At 68.8% G+C, this 20,137-nt stretch carries 17 protein-coding genes and 1 pseudogene; 9 read left to right on the forward strand and 9 right to left on the reverse strand.

All coding sequences use genetic code 11. The features are described 5' to 3' along the window. Positions 1 to 51: 51 nt before the first annotated feature. Both AB0917_RS26575 and AB0917_RS26580 read right to left on the reverse strand, forming a co-directional pair. The gene (locus tag AB0917_RS26575) at positions 52 to 1,431 is read right to left on the reverse strand and encodes a serine hydrolase domain-containing protein (protein ID WP_366822199.1); all 1,380 of its coding nucleotides are present in this window, start codon (positions 1,429 to 1,431) and stop codon (positions 52 to 54) included. Between the two features lie 83 nt (positions 1,432 to 1,514). Then, complete coding sequence (locus tag AB0917_RS26580; RefSeq protein WP_366822200.1) at positions 1,515 to 2,099, reverse strand: dihydrofolate reductase family protein; 585 nt, start codon at positions 2,097 to 2,099, stop codon at positions 1,515 to 1,517. 159 nt (positions 2,100 to 2,258) lie between these two features. Between AB0917_RS26580 and AB0917_RS26585 the strand changes: the two genes are divergently transcribed. Together AB0917_RS26585 and AB0917_RS26590 are read left to right on the forward strand one after the other, a co-directional pair. Then, positions 2,259 to 2,870, forward strand: coding sequence for a TetR family transcriptional regulator (locus tag AB0917_RS26585; protein WP_366822201.1), 612 nt, complete (start codon positions 2,259 to 2,261; stop codon positions 2,868 to 2,870). A 204-nt stretch (positions 2,871 to 3,074) separates the two neighbouring features. Continuing rightward, positions 3,075 to 3,707 (forward strand): annotated as a pseudogene (locus AB0917_RS26590) (epoxide hydrolase); the annotation flags it as partial. Positions 3,708 to 3,725: 18 nt separating this feature from the next. On the opposite strand, the gene dnaB reads toward AB0917_RS26590, so the two are convergent. Continuing rightward, positions 3,726 to 5,207 carry a replicative DNA helicase gene (dnaB, locus tag AB0917_RS26595; protein ID WP_366822202.1) on the reverse strand — a complete coding sequence of 494 codons (1,482 nt, stop codon included), beginning with the start codon at positions 5,205 to 5,207 and terminating at the stop codon, positions 3,726 to 3,728. A gap of 457 nt (positions 5,208 to 5,664) precedes the next feature. Between dnaB and AB0917_RS26600 the strand changes: the two genes are divergently transcribed. Next, entirely contained in the window at positions 5,665 to 7,002 is a 1,338-nt protein-coding gene (locus AB0917_RS26600) for an MATE family efflux transporter (protein WP_366822203.1), read from the forward strand. A gap of 162 nt (positions 7,003 to 7,164) precedes the next feature. On the opposite strand, the gene rplI is transcribed toward AB0917_RS26600, so the two are convergent. The 4 genes from rplI to rpsF form a co-directional block, all read right to left on the reverse strand. Continuing rightward, positions 7,165 to 7,611 (reverse strand): 50S ribosomal protein L9, encoded by a 447-nt coding sequence (rplI, locus tag AB0917_RS26605; protein ID WP_018513854.1) that lies wholly within the window; start codon positions 7,609 to 7,611, stop codon positions 7,165 to 7,167. Positions 7,612 to 7,629: 18 nt separating this feature from the next. Then, on the reverse strand, positions 7,630 to 7,866 hold the full coding sequence (rpsR, locus tag AB0917_RS26610) for a 30S ribosomal protein S18 (RefSeq protein ID WP_003967857.1): 237 nt from the start codon (positions 7,864 to 7,866) through the stop codon (positions 7,630 to 7,632). 43 nt (positions 7,867 to 7,909) lie between these two features. Beyond that, positions 7,910 to 8,527, reverse strand: a complete 618-nt coding sequence (locus tag AB0917_RS26615) for a single-stranded DNA-binding protein (protein WP_366822204.1) — start codon at positions 8,525 to 8,527, stop codon at positions 7,910 to 7,912. A gap of 74 nt (positions 8,528 to 8,601) precedes the next feature. Further along, positions 8,602 to 8,892, reverse strand: coding sequence for a 30S ribosomal protein S6 (gene rpsF, locus AB0917_RS26620; RefSeq protein ID WP_015609864.1), 291 nt, complete (start codon positions 8,890 to 8,892; stop codon positions 8,602 to 8,604). 336 nt (positions 8,893 to 9,228) lie between these two features. Between rpsF and AB0917_RS26625 the strand changes: the two genes are divergently transcribed. The 3 genes from AB0917_RS26625 to AB0917_RS26635 all read left to right on the forward strand — a co-directional run bounded on the left by AB0917_RS26625 (position 9,229) and on the right by AB0917_RS26635 (position 11,963). After that, positions 9,229 to 9,570 carry a hypothetical protein gene (locus tag AB0917_RS26625; RefSeq protein WP_366822205.1) on the forward strand — a complete coding sequence of 114 codons (342 nt, stop codon included), beginning with the start codon at positions 9,229 to 9,231 and terminating at the stop codon, positions 9,568 to 9,570. A gap of 162 nt (positions 9,571 to 9,732) precedes the next feature. Then, positions 9,733 to 10,851: a peptidoglycan bridge formation glycyltransferase FemA/FemB family protein gene (locus AB0917_RS26630; RefSeq protein ID WP_070200758.1), complete on the forward strand. Its 1,119-nt coding sequence runs from the start codon at positions 9,733 to 9,735 to the stop codon at positions 10,849 to 10,851. A gap of 80 nt (positions 10,852 to 10,931) precedes the next feature. Then, entirely contained in the window at positions 10,932 to 11,963 is a 1,032-nt protein-coding gene (locus tag AB0917_RS26635; protein ID WP_366822206.1) for an alanine racemase, read from the forward strand. Positions 11,964 to 11,998: 35 nt separating this feature from the next. Here the strand turns inward: AB0917_RS26635 and AB0917_RS26640 are convergent, their stop codons facing one another. Both AB0917_RS26640 and AB0917_RS26645 read right to left on the reverse strand, forming a co-directional pair. After that, positions 11,999 to 13,507: a glycosyltransferase 87 family protein gene (locus AB0917_RS26640; RefSeq protein WP_366822207.1), complete on the reverse strand. Its 1,509-nt coding sequence runs from the start codon at positions 13,505 to 13,507 to the stop codon at positions 11,999 to 12,001. 201 nt (positions 13,508 to 13,708) lie between these two features. Beyond that, on the reverse strand, positions 13,709 to 16,459 hold the full coding sequence (locus AB0917_RS26645; RefSeq protein ID WP_366822208.1) for a transglycosylase domain-containing protein: 2,751 nt from the start codon (positions 16,457 to 16,459) through the stop codon (positions 13,709 to 13,711). A gap of 399 nt (positions 16,460 to 16,858) precedes the next feature. Here AB0917_RS26645 and AB0917_RS26650 point away from each other — a divergent pair, with 399 nt between their 5' ends. From AB0917_RS26650 to AB0917_RS26660, 3 genes are all read left to right on the forward strand, one after another. Next, positions 16,859 to 17,542: a helix-turn-helix transcriptional regulator gene (locus AB0917_RS26650; RefSeq protein ID WP_366822209.1), complete on the forward strand. Its 684-nt coding sequence runs from the start codon at positions 16,859 to 16,861 to the stop codon at positions 17,540 to 17,542. Positions 17,543 to 17,601: 59 nt separating this feature from the next. Beyond that, positions 17,602 to 18,684 (forward strand): inositol-3-phosphate synthase, encoded by a 1,083-nt coding sequence (locus tag AB0917_RS26655; protein WP_366822210.1) that lies wholly within the window; start codon positions 17,602 to 17,604, stop codon positions 18,682 to 18,684. A 123-nt stretch (positions 18,685 to 18,807) separates the two neighbouring features. Beyond that, entirely contained in the window at positions 18,808 to 20,076 is a 1,269-nt protein-coding gene (locus tag AB0917_RS26660; protein ID WP_366822211.1) for an MFS transporter, read from the forward strand. Positions 20,077 to 20,137 lie beyond the last annotated feature (61 nt).

Consider the following 20,137-nt stretch of genomic DNA (forward strand, 5'->3'; position numbering starts at 1 on the left):
GTGGGTGTTTCACGTGAAACACCCACCCCACCGGCCGCCGCAGACCGGGCGTCAGCCGCCGAGCCCCTGCCAGCCCGCCGGGTCCACTCCGCCGGGAACATCGGCGCCCGCCTCGTAGGGCTCACGGGTGAAGGCGAACGAGCCGAGGTCGAGGTGGTCGACCGAGCCGTCGTCCCTGCGTACGACGCGGAGGATCTCCCCCGCGTAATAGTCGTCCAGGCCCGTCCAGGTGCCGTCCGGCCGCGGCGTGAAGGAGGCTCCGCGACCGGTGCCGCCCAGCGGCCTGAGCTCAAGCCCCCGGCCCCCGGTCAGCCTCAGCGTGAACGTGTGGGTCCCCCAGTGCCAGATCCCCGTCAGGGCCAGCAACTCGTCGTCGACCTCCGGCAGCGGGCGCCAGGGCTCCGGGATGCGCGGTTCCGCGTCCGCGACGATGCTCAGGAGTTCGGCGGCCACCGAAGCGGCGGGCAGTCCCGAGGTCGCGTTGGCGAGGGCGACCGCCGCGACGTCGTCCTCCTCGCTGAACCAGAGGCCGGCGACGAACCCGGGCAGCGAACCCGCGTGCCCGAAGAGAACGCGGGTGTCGGTCTTCACGATCTGGAGGCCGAGGCCGTACCCACTGCCCCCGGCCTCGCCGGTGGGCGCGGCGGGCGCCCGCATCTGCCGTACGGACGCGGCCGACAGGACCCGGTCGTCGCCCTCGGCCAGGAAGGCGGCGAACCGCAACAGGTCGGCCGCGGTCGACCAGAGCTGACCCGCGGGCGCCATCAGCCCGAGGTCCTCGGCCGGCTCGCTCACCACCACATCGGCCCAGGGGTGAACGGCCCAGCCCTCCGCGTACGGAGCGACCGGCCCGGCCGTCGTACGGCGCATGCCCAGCGGCTCCAGGATCTCGCGGCGCAGCGCCTCCTCCCAGGAGACCCCGCGTACCGCTTCGACCAGCGAACCGAGCAGCGTGTAGCCCGGGTTGGAGTAGTGGAAGCGCCGGCCCGCCGGATGCCTCTGCGGCCGCTCGCCGAGCACATCGGCGAGCTCGGGCCGCAGGCTCCCCGGCGTCCGCTCCCACCAGGGGGCGGGCGCCTCGGCACCCAGCCCCGCGCTGTGGCCGAGCAGCTGGAAGACGGTCACACCGCCCGTCCCGGTGCCGGGGAGGTGCTTCTCCAGCTGGTCGTCCAGGTCGATCAGCCCCTCGTCCCGCAGCCGCAGGACCAGAACCGCGGTGAACGTCTTGGTGATGGAGCCGATCCGGTACTGCGTATCGGTGTCCGGAGCCTGCTCCTCAAGGCCCGTACGTCCGCCGCTCCAGACGATCCCGCCCTCCCTGTGGACAGCAGCCGCGAGGGAGGGCGCCCGGCCCTCCCGCTGTGCCGTGGCGAGGCGATGAAGGAGGGCACGCCGGGTACTGGGGAGCAGTTCTGCACGAGAAGAGGTCATGGACCACCCTTACCCGACGGGGCTACCGCCTGACGAGGGGATTTACCAGGAGCGAGGCCCCGTAGGACACCTCGCTCCGCGCCTCAGCGCTTCCGGCTGTACGTCCGCACCAGAACCCCGTTCCCGAACGTACGCACGCTCTCCAGCGTGAACTCACCGGCGGCGAACCCCGACCCGAACATCGGCATCCCGGAGCCGTACACCAGCGGATAGGTCTTGATCACGAGCTCGTCGACCTCGTCGATCAGCTCGCCCGCCAGCTGGGACCCGCCACAGAGCCAGATGCCCAGTCCGCTCTCCTCTGCCTTGAGCTCCCTGACCCTGCCGACCAGGTCCTCCGGGATCAGCTCCACGTTCGGGTCCGGCGACTCGGTGAGCGTCCGGGAGGCGACGAACTCGCGCATATGGCCGTACGGGCTCGTCACCCCCATGTCCAGGGCCAGCTGATAACTGGCCCGTCCCTGGACCACGGTGTCGAACCGCCGGTTCTCCAGATCGCTGAGCCCGAGGGCCTTGCGCCCCTCGGCCGAGATGGTCTCCGGGTACTCCTCCTTGAGGAAGGCGAGGAACTCCTCGTCGACGAAGGCCATCATCGTCCTGGCATCACCCTGCGGATCACCGATGAAGCCATCGATCGAACAGGCGATGAAGTAGGTCAGCTTGCGCATGTGTTCCCCGTTCCACGTACCGACGCGGGCTCTGCGGCCCAGGACGAGCGGGCAGCCGCATCACCGAGGTGACGCGCCGCAACCACTCCGCTTATAGTGCTTCAGGCGTAGTGGTTGTGCAAGCCTCTTTCGGAGGGCGACGGGCAAGGAGAAGAGTTCATGGCGAAGAACCCCGGGCGCAGGGTGGCGCTCACGGACGCGGCGATCGACGTCCTGGCGCAGGAGGGGGCCCGTGGCCTCACCTTCCGCGCCGTGGACGCCCGAGCCGGCGTGCCGGTGGGCACCGCGTCGAACTACTTCAGCAGCCGTGACGACCTGTTCATGCAGACGGGGGCCCGCATCCACGACCGGATGACCCCGGACGCGGTCCAGGTCGAACAGGCGATGCGCCCCGCCCCCTCCCGCGAACTGGTCGCCGAGCTGATGCACTGGCTGGTCCGCCGGATGACCGACGACCGCACCGGCTACCTGGCCCTGCTGGAACTCCGTCTGGAGGCGACCCGCCGCCCGGAGCTGCGCGCCCAGCTGACCAGGACGGTCCGCACGGCCTTCGAGGAGAGCGCCGCTTTCCACCGCGACACGGACCTCCCCGGCGACCACGCCGCGTTCCTCGTCCTCTACCTGGCGATGACCGGCGTGCTCCTGGAGCACTTCACCCTGCCGGACATGCTCGGCGACATCGCCCTCGACGCGTTGGTGGACACGGTCGTGGAGCGGATCATCCCCCCGGGCAGCACCCCGCGAGCCAGTTCTTCCGACGGTCCCCGTTGAGCCGGCGCGGCCAGGACAGGGAGATGGACAGGTCGCCGTCGCGGGCACGAAGAGAAAGGCCCGGTTCCCGCGCCTGCCGATGCGTGTTCGCGACGCTCATGTGCCGCGAGCGTGGGGCCCCGTGGATGCGCCGAGGTGACGATCACTCCGCCGATCCGGTGTTCTTGCGCTGATCGGCAGTGAAGCGCGCCTTCTTCTGACGGCCGATGGGAGCAGGGCGTTACTCTCGCCGACCTCGTCGATGTCGTGAACTACTGGCGCACCGGGTACAACTGGCGGTCGTTCGAAGAGCGCCTCAACCGTGTCGGCCAGTTCCGCACGACCATCGATGGTCCGGGAATCCACTTCCTGCACCGCCGGTCCGCACGCGCGGACGCCACTCCGCTGATCCTGACGCACGGCTGGCCGGGCAGCGTCGCCGAGTTCATCGATGTGGTGGACGAGCTGGCGGATCCGGAGGACGCGGACGCGCCGGCGTTCCACGTCGTGGTCCCGTCGCTGCCGGGTTTCGGATACAGCGACAAGCCGGCCACCACCGGGTGGGGGACCGAGAAGATCGCGGCCGCCTGGGTGGAGCTGATGGGAAGGCTCGACTACGGCAGGTTCGCAGCCCAGGGCGGCGACTGGGGAGGAAACATCACCACGGTCCCGCGCCCCTGGGCACAGGAGCGGTACCGGCAGATCGTCCTATGGCGGTCGCCCGAGGCCGGGGGACATTTCCCGTCGCTGGAGGTGCCCGAGTATTTCGTCAAGGAACTGCGAGAGGGCCTCGCGGCAGTGCTGGCCGCCGGACACGGTCGGACAGGGCACGGCGAAGGTGGCGCGCCGGAGAAATGAGAACCCCCAGCGGGCCCCTCAGGTCTGCGCCATGTCCACGAAACGCGAGTAGTGGCCCTGGAAGGCCACGGTGATGGTGGCCGTCGGGCCGTTACGGTGCTTGCCGACGATGATGTCGGCCTCGCCCGCGCGCGGTGACTCCTTCTCGTACGCGTCCTCGCGGTGGAGCAGGATGACCATGTCGGCGTCCTGCTCGATGGAGCCGGACTCACGCAGGTCGGACACCATCGGCTTCTTGTCGGTGCGCTGCTCGGGACCACGGTTCAGCTGCGAGAGCGCGATCACCGGGACCTCCAGCTCCTTGGCCAGCAGCTTCAGGTTTCGGGACATGTCCGAGACCTCCTGCTGACGGCTCTCGGAACGCTTTGACCCACCGGCCTGCATCAGCTGCAGATAGTCGATGATCACGAGCTTGATGTCGTTGCGCTGCTTGAGCCGGCGGCACTTCGCACGGATCTCCATCATCGACAGGTTGGGGGAGTCGTCGATGTAGAGCGGGGCGGCCGAGACCTCGGGCATCCGGCGCGCCAGGCGCGTCCAGTCCTCGTCCGTCATCGTGCCGGACCGCATGTGGTGCAGGGCCACCCGCGCCTCGGCCGACAGCAGACGCATCGCGATCTCGTTGCGCCCCATCTCGAGGGAGAAGATGACGCTGGGCAGGTTGTTCTTGATCGACGCGGCGCGCGCGAAGTCCAGCGCCAGCGTGGACTTGCCCATGGCGGGACGGGCCGCGATGACGATCATCTGGCCGGGGTGCATGCCGTTCGTCAGGGCGTCGAGGTCCGTGAACCCCGTCGGGACACCGGTCATCTCGCCGCTGCGCGAACCGATGGCCTCGATCTCGTCGAGCGCGCCCTCCATGATGTCGCCCAGGGGGAGGTAGTCCTCGCTGGTGCGCTGCTCGGTGACCGCGTAGATCTCGGCCTGCGCGGAGTTGACGATCTCGTCGACGTCCCCGTCGGCCGCGTATCCCATCTGCGTGATCTTCGTGCCGGCCTCGACGAGCCGCCGGAGGACCGCCCGCTCGTGGACGATCTCCGCGTAGAAGGAGGCGTTGGCCGCGGTCGGGACGGACTGCACCAGGGTGTGCAGGTACGGCGCCCCGCCGACCTTGGTGATCTCCCCGCGCTTGACCAGTTCGGCGGCGACCGTGATCGGGTCGGCCGGCTCACCCTTGGCATAGAGGTCGAGGATCGCCGCGAAGACGGTCTCGTGCGCCGGGCGGTAGAAGTCGTGCCCCTTGATGACCTCGACGACCTCGGCGATGGCGTCCTTGGAGAGCAGCATGCCGCCGAGGACCGACTGCTCCGCGTCCAGGTCCTGGGGAGGCACCCGCTCGAAGCTGGAGGGCCCTCCGCCGTCCCAGCCCTCGTCCGAGCCCCGGTCGTGCCGGTCCTCACGGCTCCCCTTGCGCTCCCCGCGGCGCTGGCGGGAGACAGGCAGACGGTCGCCGGGACCAACCTCGGTCCAGGGGTCGTCCAAAGGCTCGGGAATGCTCACCGGGCCACCTCCTCCCGTCCGCATCGCGGACCTAGCCGTGCCACTCTTTCTTACGGCACGGCACCGACAAACAAGTCGCCCGACTCCGCTTCCGGCGCGTTGGGTTCTGCTGATTCCGGCGCCGGAACGGAGTGCGGGCGCCGGACCACGGTAGGCCTGTCTCCACCGTCAGCCAATCTGGTTATCCACAGGGCATGTGGATGACGGACCAGATGCTGTGGAGAACCCCTCGGAACCTGTGTACGGACCGGGGGACAGCACTGTGGACAAACTCATAGCAGAACCACCACCACCCGCCTGACCTGCACTTTCCCCGTCCACTGACTGTGGGGGAGAAAAACTTTCACCCCGATTTCAAGATCCCCGCGAACGACGCCCGGACGAAGGTCCCACAGGAGCCTCCGTAAGGGACACTAAGGCATTGCATCTCTTACCTGTGGAAGATTAGATTGACCCCATGACCACGGCCCCCACCACTCCCCGAACAGGCCGCCGACGGCACGACCGCGAGATCATCGCCCTCGCCGTACCGGCGTTCGGCGCACTCGTCGCCGAGCCCCTGTTCGTGATGGTCGACAGCGCCATCGTCGGCCATCTCGGCACTCCGCAACTGGCCGGTCTCGGGATCGCCGCAGCCCTGCTGATGACCGCCGTGAGCATCTTCGTCTTCCTCGCCTACGCCACCACGGCCGCCGTCGCCCGCCGCGTCGGGGCGGGCGATCTGCCCGCCGCGATCCGCCAGGGCATGGACGGCATCTGGCTCGCCCTGCTGCTCGGCGCCGTGGTCGTGGCGCTCACCATCCCCTCGGCCCCCTGGCTCGTCGATGTCTTCGGCGCCTCGGACACCGCCGCTCCGTACGCCATCACCTATCTGCGGATCTCCAGCTTCGGTATCCCGGCGATGCTCGTCGTCCTCGCCGCCACCGGCGTGCTGCGCGGACTTCAGGACACCCGCACCCCGCTGTACGTCGCCATCGGCGGTTTCACGGCGAACGGCATCCTCAACGTGGTCCTCGTCTACGGGGCCGGGCTCGGCATCGCCGGATCCGCCTGGGGCACGGTGATCGCCCAGGTGGGCATGGCCGTCGCCTATCTCGTCGTGGTCGTGCGCGGAGCCCGTAGACACGGCGCCTCGCTGCGTCCTGATGCCGCCGGCATCAGGGCCAGCGCACGGGCGGGCGTGCCCCTCCTGGTCCGGACACTGTCGCTCCGGGCCGTCCTCATGATCGCCACCGCCGTGGCCGCCCGGCTCGGTGACACCGACATCGCCGCGCACCAGATCATCCTCTCCCTCTGGAGCCTGACCGCGTTCGCACTCGACGCCATCGCCATCGCGGGCCAGGCGATCATCGGCCGCTACCTGGGGGCGAACGACGAGAAGGGGGCTCGCGAGGCCTGCCGTCGCATGGTCGAGTGGGGCATCGGCTGCGGCATCGCACTCGGGGTGCTGATCATGCTCGCCCGGCCTCTCTTCATCCCGCTCTTCACCAGCGACCCGGCGGTGAAGGACACCCTGCTCCCGGCGCTCCTGGTCGTGGCGGTCTCGCAGCCGATCGCCGGAGTCGTCTTCGTCCTGGACGGCGTACTGATGGGCGCGGGAGACGGACGCTACCTCGCCTGGGCCATGCTGGTGACGCTGGCCGCCTTCGCTCCCGTCGCGCTTCTGGTGCCTTCCCTCGGCGGAGGGCTCACCGCACTCTGGTGGGCGATGACGCTGATGATGGCCGTCCGGCTGATCACCCTCTGGGTGCGTACCCGCTCCGGCCGGTGGATCGTCACCGGAGCAACCCGCTGATACGCGGGCGCTGCGGACCGTTTCACGTGAAACGGTCCGCGCGAACCCCGCCTGCGATGTCGTCCATCCCTCGTGTTTCACGTGAAACACTCCCCGGGACACAGTGAAGGGCCGCACCCCCGACGGGGTGCGGCCCTTCACCTGCTCTGCTGAGCTCTGCCCTTAGGCAGCAACGACCTCGACGGCGAGCTTCGCTGCGACCTCGGGGTGCAGACGGACGGACACCTGGTGCCCGCCGAGCGTCTTGATCGGCGAACCGAGCTCGACGCGACGCTTGTCGACGTCCGGACCACCGGCGGCCTTGATCGCCGAAGCGACGTCAGCCGGGGTGACCGAGCCGAAGAGACGGCCGGCGTCGCCGGAGCGAACAGCCAGACGGACCTTCACGCCCTCGAGCTTGGCCTTGATCTCGTTGGCCTGCTCGATCGTTGCGATCTCGTGGATCTTGCGGGCGCGGCGGATCTGCGCCACGTCCTTCTCGCCACCCTTGGTCCAGCGAATGGCGAAGCCACGCGGAACCAGGTAGTTACGGGCGTACCCGTCCTTGACGTCGACGACGTCGCCGGCGGTGCCGAGGCCGGAGACCTCGTGGGTGAGGATGATCTTCATGCTGTTGTCACCCTTCCCTTATCGCGCGGTGGACGTGTAGGGCAGCAGCGCCATCTCACGGCTGTTCTTCACAGCCGTGGCGACGTCACGCTGGTGCTGCGTGCAGTTGCCGGTGACGCGGCGGGCACGGATCTTGCCACGGTCGGAAATGAACTTCCGCAGCATGTTCGTGTCCTTGTAGTCCACGTACTGGGTCTTGTCCTTGCAGAACGCGCAGACCTTCTTCTTAGGCTTGCGCACAGGCGGCTTCGCCATGGTGTTTCTCCTGTGTGATCAAGAAGTGGGGGTACGAGCAGCCCTAGAAGGGGGGCTCGTCCGAGTAGCCGCCGCCGGAGCCACCGGAACCGCCGGGGCTTCCGCCCCAGCCGCTCCCGCCGCTCTGCTGGCCCCCGCCCTGCTGGCCGCCTGCCGGCGCGCCGGTCGCCCACGGGTCGTCGGCGGGAGCCCCGCCGCCGCCCTGCTGGCCACCGCCACCGGGACCGCCGCCCCAGTTGCCGCCACCCTGCTGGCCACCGCCGCCGTATCCGCCCTGGCCGCCCTGACCGCCGCGACCGGTGGTCTTGGTGACCTTGGCCGTGGCGTTCTTGAGGCTGGGGCCGACTTCCTCGACGTCCAGCTCGTAGACCGTGCGCTTGACGCCCTCACGGTCCTCGTAGGACCGCTGCTTCAGCCGGCCCTGCACGACGACGCGCATGCCTCGCTGGAGCGACTCCGCGACGTTCTCCGCCGCCTGACGCCAGACCGAGCAGGTGAGGAACAGGCCTTCGCCGTCCTTCCACTCATTGGTCTGCCGGTCGAAGATGCGGGGAGTGGACGCGACACGGAACTTCGCGACCGCCGCACCGGACGGGGTGAAGCGCAGCTCGGGGTCGTCGACGAGATTGCCGACGACCGTGATGACGGTCTCGCCTGCCATGGGTGAACCTCTCGGCGGGGATTGCTTCTGGCTGCTTGCTGCTACTCGGACCCGGGAACCGCTGAGCTAGATGCTCAGTGGATCTCGGGACGGAGGACCTTGGTCCGGAGGACCGACTCGTTCAGGTTCATCTGGCGGTCGAGCTCCTTGACGACCGCAGGCTCGGCCTGCAGGTCGATGACCGAGTAGATGCCCTCGGGCTTCTTCTTGATCTCGTAAGCGAGCCGACGACGGCCCCAGGTGTCGACCTTCTCCACCTTTCCGTTGCCCTCACGGACGACGGAGAGGAAGTTCTCGATCAGCGGGGAGACTGCTCGCTCCTCGAGATCGGGGTCGAGGATGACCATCACCTCGTAGTGACGCATGTGGAACCCACCTCCTTTGGACTCAGCGGCCACGGTCGTTCCGTGGCAGGAGGGTCGTGATGCGTGTAGCAACGGCGTCTCCGAGGAGAACACCCGGCACTGACGATCCGCTCCCGGGATGTTCCTGGGGGAGAGGCTCGCCGCGCTGGCCTGGGCAGACACCGGTGCAGACCGTACAGACTACCTGTAGACCGGCTTCCGGTTGAAATCCGGAGGTCAGCGGGGACATGCGGCCCGCATCCCGGAGGGCGGATCCGCTGCCGCAGGAGCACAATCGAGACAGATGCGGTGTGAGAGGCGCTACATTCCACCGCCCGTCCGGCCAGGAGGTCATCCATGGCACAGACCATTCGTCCCGCCGGCTCCCGGTCCACCACCGGCCGCCCCGCCACCGGCTCGCTCTTCGCGACGGACGGCAGGCCGCACCCCGTCCAGGACGTCCTGATGGTGGTGACCGGGGTGCTCGGCATCCTCGCCTTCGTGACGGCGATGTTCCACCATCTGCACCTGATCAGCTCGTGGGCGGGACTGGTCGGGATCCTGACCGGCCTCTACGGCCAGTACATCTCGAAGACCACCTGGGAGCGGTTCGCCCTGATCATGGGCATCGGCTCCTCCGCGCTGGGCTTCTACCTCGGTATGGCGCACGGCGGCCTCTTCGGCGGCGTCATCACCTGAGCGGCGCATCCCCAGGCGCGGCCGTCAGGGCGGCCGCGCCGGTACGCCCCGGGCGGCCCGGCCCTACGCGGCCAGGCCGGGCGCCCCCCGGTCACAGTAGGCTTCGGCGCGAGAGCCGGAGCCCCTGACCGATGGGGACACACCTGCCGAGGAGCGCCCCGCATGAGCCTGACCCTGAGGACCATCAGCCGAGAGCAGCATCTGGCGTACATCCAGAGCCTGCCCTCGGCCAGTCACTGCCAGGTCCCGGCGTGGGCTGATGTGAAGACCGAATGGCGCTCGGAGAACCTGGGCTGGTTCGACAAGAACGGCGAGATCGTCGGGGCGGGCCTCGTCCTGTACCGCCAGCTCCCCAAGATCAAGCGGTACCTGGCGTACCTGCCCGAGGGCCCGGTCATCAACTGGTACGCGCCCAACCTGGACGACTGGCTCCAGCCGATGCTCGCCCACCTCAAGCAGCAGGGCGCCTTCTCCGTGAAGATGGGCCCGCCGGTCGTCATCCGGCGCTGGGACTCGGCCGCCATCAAGTCCGGCATCCAGGACCCCGACGTGAAGCGGCTGCGCGACGTCGAGGCCACCCACATCGAACCGCGCGCCTTCGAGGTGGCGGACCGGCTGCGGAAGATGGGCTGGCAGCAGGGCGAGGACGGCGGCGCCGGCTTCGGTGACGTACAGCCCCGTTACGTCTTCCAGGTGCCGCTGGCCAACCGCTCCCTCGAGGACGTCCTCAAGGGCTTCAACCAGCTGTGGCGCCGCAACATCAAGAAGGCCGACAAGGCCGGTGTCGAGGTCGTCCAGGGCGGCTACGAGGACTTGGCCGAGTGGCAGCGGCTCTACGAGATCACGGCCGTGCGCGACCACTTCCGCCCGCGCCCCCTCTCGTACTTCCAGCGCATGTGGACGGTCCTCAACTCGGAGGACCCCAACCGGATGCGGCTCTACTTCGCCCGGCACAACGGCGTGAACCTCTCCGCCGCCACGATGCTCGTCGTCGGCGGACACGTCTGGTACTCGTACGGTGCCTCCGACAACATCGGGCGCGAGGTCCGGCCGTCCAACGCCATGCAGTGGCGGATGCTGCGCGACAGCTACGCGATGGGCGCCACCGTCTACGACCTGCGCGGCATCAGCGACTCGCTGGACGAGAACGACCACCTCTTCGGCCTGATCCAGTTCAAGGTCGGCACCGGCGGCGAGGCGGTCGAGTACGTCGGCGAGTGGGACTTCCCCCTCAACAAGCTGCTCCACAAGGCGCTGGACATCTACATGTCGCGCCGCTGACCCTCTTTCAGCACCCCTTTTCGGCACACCCAGTTCGTTCGCTGATTCACCGCATCCACCAGAAAGGTTCCGGGCCGGCCATGGCGCTCTCCCTCTACGTCGACACCGCGCGCTGGCGGGCGCACCAGAAGTCCGTGCTGGACCAGTTCCCCGGACTCGTACCGGTCTGCAAGGGCAACGGTTACGGCTTCGGCCACGAGCGGCTCGCCGACGAGACGATCCGCTTCGGCTCCGACACCCTCGCCGTCGGCACCACCTACGAGGCCGCCACGATCAAGGACTGGTTCAGCGGCGACCTGCTCGTCCTGACCCCGTTCCGGCGGGGTGAGGAGCCCGTACCGCTGCCGGACCGCGTCATCCGGTCCGTCTCCTCCGTCGACGGGGTGCACGCCCTGGTGGGCGCCCGGGTCGTCATCGAGTGCATGAGCTCGATGAAGCGCCACGGCGTCAAGGAGGAGGAGCTCGGGCTGCTGCACGCGGCGATCGAGGACGTACGGCTCGAAGGCTTCGCGCTGCACCTGCCGCTGGACCGCACCGACGGCTCGGACGCCGTCGAGGAGGTCATCGGGTGGATGGACCGGCTGCGCGCGGCCCGGCTGCCCCTGCACACCATGTTCGTCAGCCACCTGCGCGCCGAGGAACTGGCCCGGCTCCAGCAGCAGTTCCCGCAGACCCGCTTCCGCGCCCGGATCGGCACCCGGCTCTGGCTCGGTGACCACGAGGCCACGGAGTACCGGGGTGCCGTCCTGGACGTCACGCCCGTCGTCAAGGGCGACCGGTTCGGCTACCGCCAGCAGAAGGCCGCCTCCGACGGCTGGCTGGTCGTCGTCGCGGGCGGCACGTCCCACGGGGTCGGCCTGGAGGCGCCCAAGGCGCTGCACGGGGTGATGCCGCGGGCCAAGGGCGTCGCACGCGCGGGTCTGGCCACCGTCAACCGGAACCTGTCGCCGTTCGTCTGGGCGGGCAAGCAGCGGTGGTTCGCCGAGCCGCCGCACATGCAGGTGTCGATCCTGTTCGTGCCGTCGGACGCGCAGGAGCCGCGGGTCGGTGACGAGCTGGTCGCCCACCTGCGCCACACGACCACGCAGCCCGACCGGCTCGTCGACCACTGATCCGGTCGGCGCGGCCCCGGAGAGCCGCCCCCGGGTCAGCCGTCCCGGGTGTGCGACGCGCCCCACTCCACCTGGGGCCCCGTGGCCGTCGGGGCCGTATGCCCGGATGACCGCCCCCCGGGCGGCAGCACGAACGCGTCCGGCGACCCGTCGAGCACCCCGCCCGACGGGTCGTCCGACCCGTCCTTGCGCACCGGATCCTTCTCCGGCAGCAGGATGTCCCTCACGACCAGGACGCACAGGTACAGCGTGCCCAGCAGATGCAGGGCGATCGCGAGCTGGTACCCCTCCTGCGGCAGCCCCTGGTGCTTGTCACCGCCGCTGGTGTACGCGAGGTAGAACCAGATCCCCAGGAAGTACATGACCTCGCAGGCCTGCCAGATGAGGAAGTCGCGCCAGCGCGGCCGGGCCAGCACGGCGAGCGGGATCAGCCAGAGCACGTACTGCGGCGAGTAGACCTTGTTCGTCAGGATGAACGCGGCCACCACCAGGAAGGCCAGCTGGGCGAAGCGCGGCCGGCGGGCGGCGGTGAGCGCCAGGCCCGCGATGCCCGCGCAGAGCACGACCATCAGCACCACGGATGCGCTGTTCACCGTCTCGACGTCGATGGGCTTCCCGGTGCGCTGGGTGATGACCAGCCAGAACGAGCCGAAGTCGATGGGCCGTTCCTGGCTGAAGGTGTAGAACTTCCGCCACCCCTCGGGGGCGTAGAGCATCACCGGCAGGTTCACCACCAGCCAGGCCGCCCCCGCGCCGAGCAGGGCCGTGGAGAACTCGCGCCACCTGCCCGCCCGCCAGCAGAGCACCAGGAGCGGGCCGAGCAGCAGGACGGGGTAGAGCTTGGCGGCCGTGGCCAGGCCGATGAGGAGGCCGAACGCGAGCACCCGGCCCCGCGACCACATGAGCATCGCCGCGGCCGTCAGCGCGACGGCCAGCAGGTCCCAGTTGATCGTGGCGGTGAGGGCGAACGCGGGCGCCAGCGCGACCAGCAGGCCGTCCCAGGGGCGGCGCCGGTGCGTGCGTACGGTGCACACGGCGATGATCACCGCGCAGATCATCAGCATGCCCGCGTTGACCATCCAGTACATCTGCTCGCGCTGCTGGATGGGGTCGCTCTCCGGCGTGAGGGTCAGCCAGGCTGCCACCTGCATGAACACCCCGGTCAGTACGGGGTACTCCAGGTACTGCATGTCGCCGCTCAGCCGGTCGAAGTACGGGATCAGACCGTCGGCGAAGCCGCGTCCCAGGAAGAGGTGCGGAATGTCGGAGTAGCAGGCGTGCGTGTACTGCGAGGTGGCTCCGCGGAACCAGGCCCACTCGTAGCAGGGGATCTTCTGCACCATGCCGAGGGCGAACATCCCGATCATGACCAGCGCGACGACCCGTACGGGCGTCAGCGGACCTCCGCCGAGCCGCGCCCAGCGCCCCACCCGCCCGCCGAACAGCTCACTGCCGGCCGCCGCGACCTCGTCCTGATCGGTGGGCCGCACGACGGGCCGCTCCTGCTGCTGCACGCTCGTGTCCTCTGCACTGGGGCTTGGCATGCCGCACATCCTGCCGTACGGCGCTGTGCCCTGGGCGTGGACCGGCCCGGGAAACGGGCAGGGGAAGCGGAGGAACACGTACGGGGTACGGCGCGGCGTACCCCGTACGGAACACGGCGAGGGCCGCCGCACCCTGTCCGGTGGCGGCGGCCCTCGTCCTGCGGGCTTCCAGGGCCTGTCACGGGCCCTGCTGCGGTGTGGCTATCCGCCGGTCCACCACCCGCCGTTCCCTCCATTGGCACCATTGGCGCCGTTTCCGGCGTTCCCGCCGTTGGCGCCGTTCCCGCCGTCCGCGCCCCCGTCCGCGCCACCGTCGGCTCCGGCGTTCGCACCACCGTCCGCGCCTCCGTTCGCGCCGCCGCCGTCGGCTCCGGCGTTCGCACCACCGTCCGCTCCCGCGTTCGCCCCGCCGCCGTCGGCTCCGGCGTTCGCACCGCCGCCGTTGGGGTTCTGGCAGTCCCAGTCCCAGAACTCACAGGTCTTGCTCGGCGTGGGCGAGGGGGTGGTGGGTGTCGGGGACGGCGTCGGCGGCTCCGGCTCCTCGCTGGAGGGCGTCGGGCTGGGCGTCGGGCTGGGCGTCGGGCTCGGGCTGGTCGCGCCACCACCCCAGACCGTGTCGCCGATGGGCTTCGGCTCCGGGAAGGAGAGGACCTTCTTCCCCTTCATCGCCGCGGTCATGTAGTCGTGCCAGATGGATGCCGGGAACGAGTTTCCGTGGATCTTCTTCTCGCCGCCGGTGCCGAACATCTTCTCGAACTGGCGCTTGGTGTTGGTCTCGTCGTCGTCCAACCGGAACATGCTGATCGCCGTCGAGAGCTGCGGGGTGTACCCGACGAACCAGGCGGACTTGTTGCCGTCCGTCGTACCCGTCTTCCCCGCCGCCTCACGTCCCTCGAGCCGCGCCGGCTTGCCCGTGCCGTTCTCCACCACGTTCTTCAGCACGTCCGTGACGTTGTCCGCGATGAGCGGGGAGAAGGCGCGCTTGGGCTGCTTCCTGTGCTGGAAGACGACCTTGCCCCCCTGCTTCACCTCGGTGACCGAGTACGTGGGGTTCTGCTGGCCGCTCGTGGCGAAGGTGGCGTAGGCGCCCGCCATCCGGATGGCGCTGGGCGAGGACGTACCGATGGAGAACGACGGGACGGTGGAGTCCGCCATCATGTCGTCGTCCTTCAGGCCTGCGGCGACCGCGACGTCCTTGACCTTGTCCGTACCGACGTCCATACCGAGCTGTACGAAGGGGGAGTTGGCCGACTGCTCCATGGCGTACCGCAGGTCGATCTCGCCGTAGTCGTGGTGGCCGTCGTTCGTCTGGAGCCACTCCTCGTCGTCCTCGTTCTTCCAGACCTCGCCGTTGTACTTCTTGATCTGCAGCTTGTTGTCGCCGTTGTAGATGCTCTCCGGGGAGACGATGGTGCGCTGGGAGAGGTCCTGCTCGGGCCCGAGCTTCGGGTCGCGTACGCCGTACTGCATCGCCGCGGCCAGGACGAAGGGCTTCCAGGTCGAGCCGACCTGGGCACCGGTCGCGTCCGCGTTGTTGGTGAAGTGCTTCGTGGCGTCCTGCCCGCCGTACGTGGCGAGGATGGCGCCCGTCTTCGTGTCCACCGAAGCGCCGCCGAACTCCACGTGGGTGTCCGTCTCCGGACGCTCCTCGGGACGGATCTTGGCCTTGTAGACCTTGTTCACCGCATCGGCGAGCTGGTCCACCTTCTTCTTGTCGAAGGTGGTGTGGATCTCGAAGCCGCCGAGCTCCATCGTCTCGGCGGTGATGTTCTCGGTGTTGTTGGCGAGGAAGTACTTACGCGCGAGCTCCACCAGGTAGCCGGTCTGCCCGCCCAGCTTCGCGTTCTTCTTCGGCGGGTTGGGCATGGGGAACTTGGTGTACTTCGCCCGCTCCTCCGCCGACATCTTGCCGTCCTTGACCTGCTCGTCGAGGATCCACTTCCAGCGCTTCTCGGCGCGGTCGAGGTTCTTCTCCGGGGTCGCGTTCTTGTCGATGTCGACGGCGCCGGCCGGGTCGTAGTAGCTGGCCCCCTTGAGCAGCGTCGTCAGGAAGGCGCACTCGCTCGGGTCCAGGTCCTTGGCGTCCTTGTCGTAGTACGTACGGGCCGCGGCCTGGAGACCGGAGGCGCCGCGCCCGTAGTACGAGACGTTCAGGTAGCCGGCCATGACGTCACGCTTGTCCGTCTCGCCGGCCACCTTGAGGGTGATGAAGAGCTCTTTGAACTTCCGCGTGAACGTTTGGTCCTGGTTGAGCCGCGAGTTCTTCACGTACTGCTGGGTGATGGTCGAACCACCCTGGGTCTGACCACCCGTGGCCATATTGAAGACGGCGCGGCCGATGCCCTTGGGGTCGATGCCCCGGTCCGTCCAGAAGCTCTTGTTCTCGGCCGCGACGACGGCGTTGCGCATCGCCTCGGGGATCTGCTCGTAGCTGATCTCCTGGCGGTTGACCACCCCGCCGGTCGCCACCATCTGCTCGCCGTTGGCCCAGTAGTAGACGTTGTTCTGTGCCGTGGCGGCATCCTGGATGTTCGGCTTGCTGACCAGGGCGTACGAAACGCCCGCCACGCCCATCAGCATGCCGAGGAAGCCCACGCAGAGGCCCGAGACCAGCTTCCACGAGGGCAGCCAGCGACGGAATCCGTACCTGCCGTACCGCGGGTAGTCGATCAGGCGCTTCTTGTCCGGAGGCCCGGCGACGCCCCTGCCGCGCGGTCCGTCGCCCCCGCCCCGCCGCCGGCCCCCGCCGCGCTGAGCCGCACGACGAGCCTCCGCACGGCTGCCGTACTGGCGCTCCTCGCCGTGCCGCTCGGACGGCGATTCGGAAGGTGACACATGTGTAGCTCTGCGTGACGGTGCCGCTCGGCGTCCTGTGGACTGCTGGGCGGCTCGTCTGGCCGCGGCCCGCCCGCCACCTTGCGGCTGAGGCGATTTGCGACGGTGCTCGCTCATGGAACGACTACTCCTCGGGCAGGCGAGAGCGCCTGGAAGCGGCAGTTGAGATCCGGTCCCCCCGAATTACGGACCAGCCCTGCGGAAGGCTCATCCGCAGCACATCCGGCAGTCCGCGATAACTGACGCACGACGACGCCTCACGGTTCCCGGTGGTCTGCATGCCGCACAGACTACGCACGGTCAAAACCCTCCTAGGGCCGAAGTTCACCCCAAACAACGCAAGTCGCTTCCCATGAATTGGCGATGTGACGCCGCTCACGAAGGTCACCCTTGTCGAACCCGTCGGTCCGATCTATCGTGCTGATGTATCGAGTCGATACATCAGCGCGGCATAAGTACGTCAGGGAGTCCGGCGGACGGCCTCCGCGGAACCAGCGGCAGAAGGAGGAGACACCCGTGAGCCGACGCTCCGGCATCCTCGAGTTCGCTGTCCTGGGGCTGCTCCGCGAGTCTCCGATGCACGGCTATGAGCTGCGCAAACGTCTCAACACCTCGCTGGGGATCTTCCGTGCGTTCAGCTACGGGACGCTCTATCCGTGCCTCAAGACGCTGGTGGCCAGCGGCTGGTTGATCGAGGAGCCCGCCGGTGATCCGGCGGACGCGGCCCCCACCTCCACCCTCACCGGGCGCCGGGCCAAGATCGTCTACCGGCTGACGGCGGAAGGTAAGGAGCACTTCGAGGAGTTGCTCTCGCACACCGGTCCGGACTCCTGGGAGGACGAGCACTTCGCGGCACGCTTCGCCTTCTTCGGACAGACCGAACGCGACGTGCGGATGCGGGTGCTCGAAGGCAGGCGCAGCAGGCTGGAGGAGCGTCTGGAGAAGATGCGCGCCTCCCTCGCCCGCACGCGTGAACGACTCGACGACTACACACTTGAGCTGCAGCGGCACGGCATGGAGTCCGTGGAGCGCGAAGTGCGCTGGCTGAACGAGCTCATCGAGAGCGAGCGGTCGGGACGGGATCAGAGACGATCCGCGCCCGAGGGCTCTGCTCAGCAGGACACATCAGGAGAGACGGGCGGCCTGCCCCGGCGCCGGGGTGACACCCCGCCGGATCCGTCCGACGACACCGCCAAGTGAAGTCACCGCGTTCCGCGGGGACTTCATCGGAAACACCGATTACACAGGGAGCAACCGGAATGGGTTCGGTTCGCGTAGCCATCGTAGGCGTGGGCAACTGCGCCGCCTCGCTGGTGCAGGGCGTCGAGTACTACAAGGACGCAGATCCGGCCGGCAAGGTGCCCGGCCTGATGCACGTCCAGTTCGGCGATTACCACGTCAGCGACGTCGAGTTCGTCGCCGCCTTCGACGTCGACGCGAAGAAGGTCGGCCTCGACCTCGCGGACGCCATCGGCGCCAGCGAGAACAACACCATCAAGATCGCGGACGTGCCGAACACGGGCGTCACCGTCCAGCGCGGCCACACCCACGACGGTCTGGGCAAGTACTACCGCGAGACGATCGAGGAGTCCGCGGACGCCCCGGTCGACGTCGTCCAGGTCCTCAAGGACAAGCAGGTCGACGTTCTCGTCTGCTACCTGCCCGTCGGCTCCGAGGTCGCTGCGAAGTTCTACGCACAGTGCGCCATCGACGCCAAGGTCGCCTTCGTCAACGCTCTCCCGGTCTTCATCGCCGGCACCAAGGAGTGGGCGGACAAGTTCACCGAGGCCGGTGTCCCGATCGTCGGCGACGACATCAAGTCCCAGGTGGGCGCCACCATCACGCACCGCGTGATGGCGAAGCTCTTCGAGGACCGGGGCGTCGTCCTGGACCGCACGATGCAGCTGAACGTCGGCGGCAACATGGACTTCAAGAACATGCTCGAGCGTGAGCGCCTGGAGTCCAAGAAGATCTCGAAGACGCAGGCCGTCACCTCGCAGATCCGTGACCGCGAGCTCGGTGCGGACAACGTCCACATCGGCCCCTCGGACTACGTGGCCTGGCTGGACGACCGCAAGTGGGCGTACGTGCGCCTTGAGGGCCGCGCCTTCGGTGACGTCCCGCTGAACCTGGAGTACAAGCTCGAGGTGTGGGACTCCCCGAACTCGGCCGGTGTCATCATCGACGCCGTCCGCGCCGCAAAGATCGCCAAGGACCGCGGTGTCGGCGGCCCGATCCTCTCGGCTTCGAGCTACTTCATGAAGTCCCCGCCCGTCCAGTACTTCGACGACGAGGCCCGCGAGAACGTCGAGAAGTTCATCAACGGCGACGCCGAGCGCTGAACCGGCCTCTCGGCTGACAGCCTCACCTGAGCGCTGAGCGGAGACGCTCACCTCTACCTGCCGCACGTCGGGGGTCCCGGGCAATCCGCCCGCGGACCCCCGGCGTGTGTGACGCTTGCTCCCATGTCTGTCGCGCGTGATCTGCGCACCCTGCTGCGCCTGCGGAACTTCCGCCGTCTGCTCACGGTGCGGCTCCTCTCCCAGTCCGCCGACGGCGTCTACCAGGTCGCCCTCGCCGCGTACGTCGTCTTCTCCCCGGAGAAGCAGGCCTCGGCGGCCGCCATCGCCTCGGCCATGGCGGTACTCCTGCTCCCGTACTCGCTGATCGGCCCCTTCGCCGGTGTCCTGCTGGACCGCTGGCCCCGCCGCCAGGTCTTCCTGTACGGGAATCTCCTGCGGGCCACTCTGGCCAGTTGCACAGCTCTGCTGATCCTCGCCTCGGTGCCCGACTGGCTCTTCTACGCCTCGGCCCTCTGCGTCACCGCCGTCAACCGCTTCGTGCTGGCAGGGCTCTCCGCCGCGCTGCCGCGGGTGGTCGACGACGAACGGCTCGTCGTCGCCAACTCGCTCTCCCCGACCGCCGGAACGCTCGCGGCCACGGCGGGCGGTGGCCTCGCCTTCGCCGTACGGCTGGTGGCCGACGAGTCCGACGCGGCGGTCGTCCTGCTGGGGGCCATGCTCTATCTGCTCTCCGCACTGGCGTCGCTGAGCCTGCCGCGAGCTCTGCTGGGGCCTGATCCCGGCGGCACGCCCCTCCGGCTGCGGGCCGCCCTGGCCGTCACGGCCCACGGACTCGTCGCCGGCCTGCGCCACCTGGGAGAACGGGCCCACGCGGCCCGCGCTCTGGCCGCGATGACGGTGCTCCGCTTCTGCTACGGCGCGCTCACCGTGATGGTGCTCATGCTCTGCCGCTACGCCTGGTCGGACGACGAGTCCGACGGACTGGCGCTCCTCGGCCTGGCGGTCGGGGCCTCCGGTGCGGGTTTCTTCGTCGCCGCCGTGGTGACCCCCTGGGCGGTGGGGCGGTTCGGACGGTACGGATGGATCGTGGCCTGCGCCGGATCCGCGGCCGTCCTGGTGCCGGCCTTGGGGCTCTCCTTCGCCCTGGTGCCGATGCTGATCGCCGCCTTCGTGCTGGGTGTCGTGACCCAGGGGTCGAAGATCGCGACGGACACGGTCGTCCAGACCTCGGTGGACGACTCCTTCCGCGGCCGGGTCTTCTCGCTTTACGACGTGCTCTTCAACGTCGCGTTCGTGGGAGCGGCGGGAGTGGCGGCGCTGATGCTCCCGCCGGACGGCAGGTCCGTCGCCGTGGTGGCGGGGGTGGCCGTGCTGTACGCGGTCGTCGCGGTGGCGATGTTCCGGTGGCGGTACACGAGCAGGGGCGAGTAGCCGGTCCCGGATGTGTTGAGGGGCGTCGTTTCACGTGAAACGACGCCCCTCAACACATCCG

This window comes from Streptomyces sp. NPDC007346 (genome assembly GCF_040703535.1).
GTDB lineage: Bacteria > Actinomycetota > Actinomycetes > Streptomycetales > Streptomycetaceae > Streptomyces.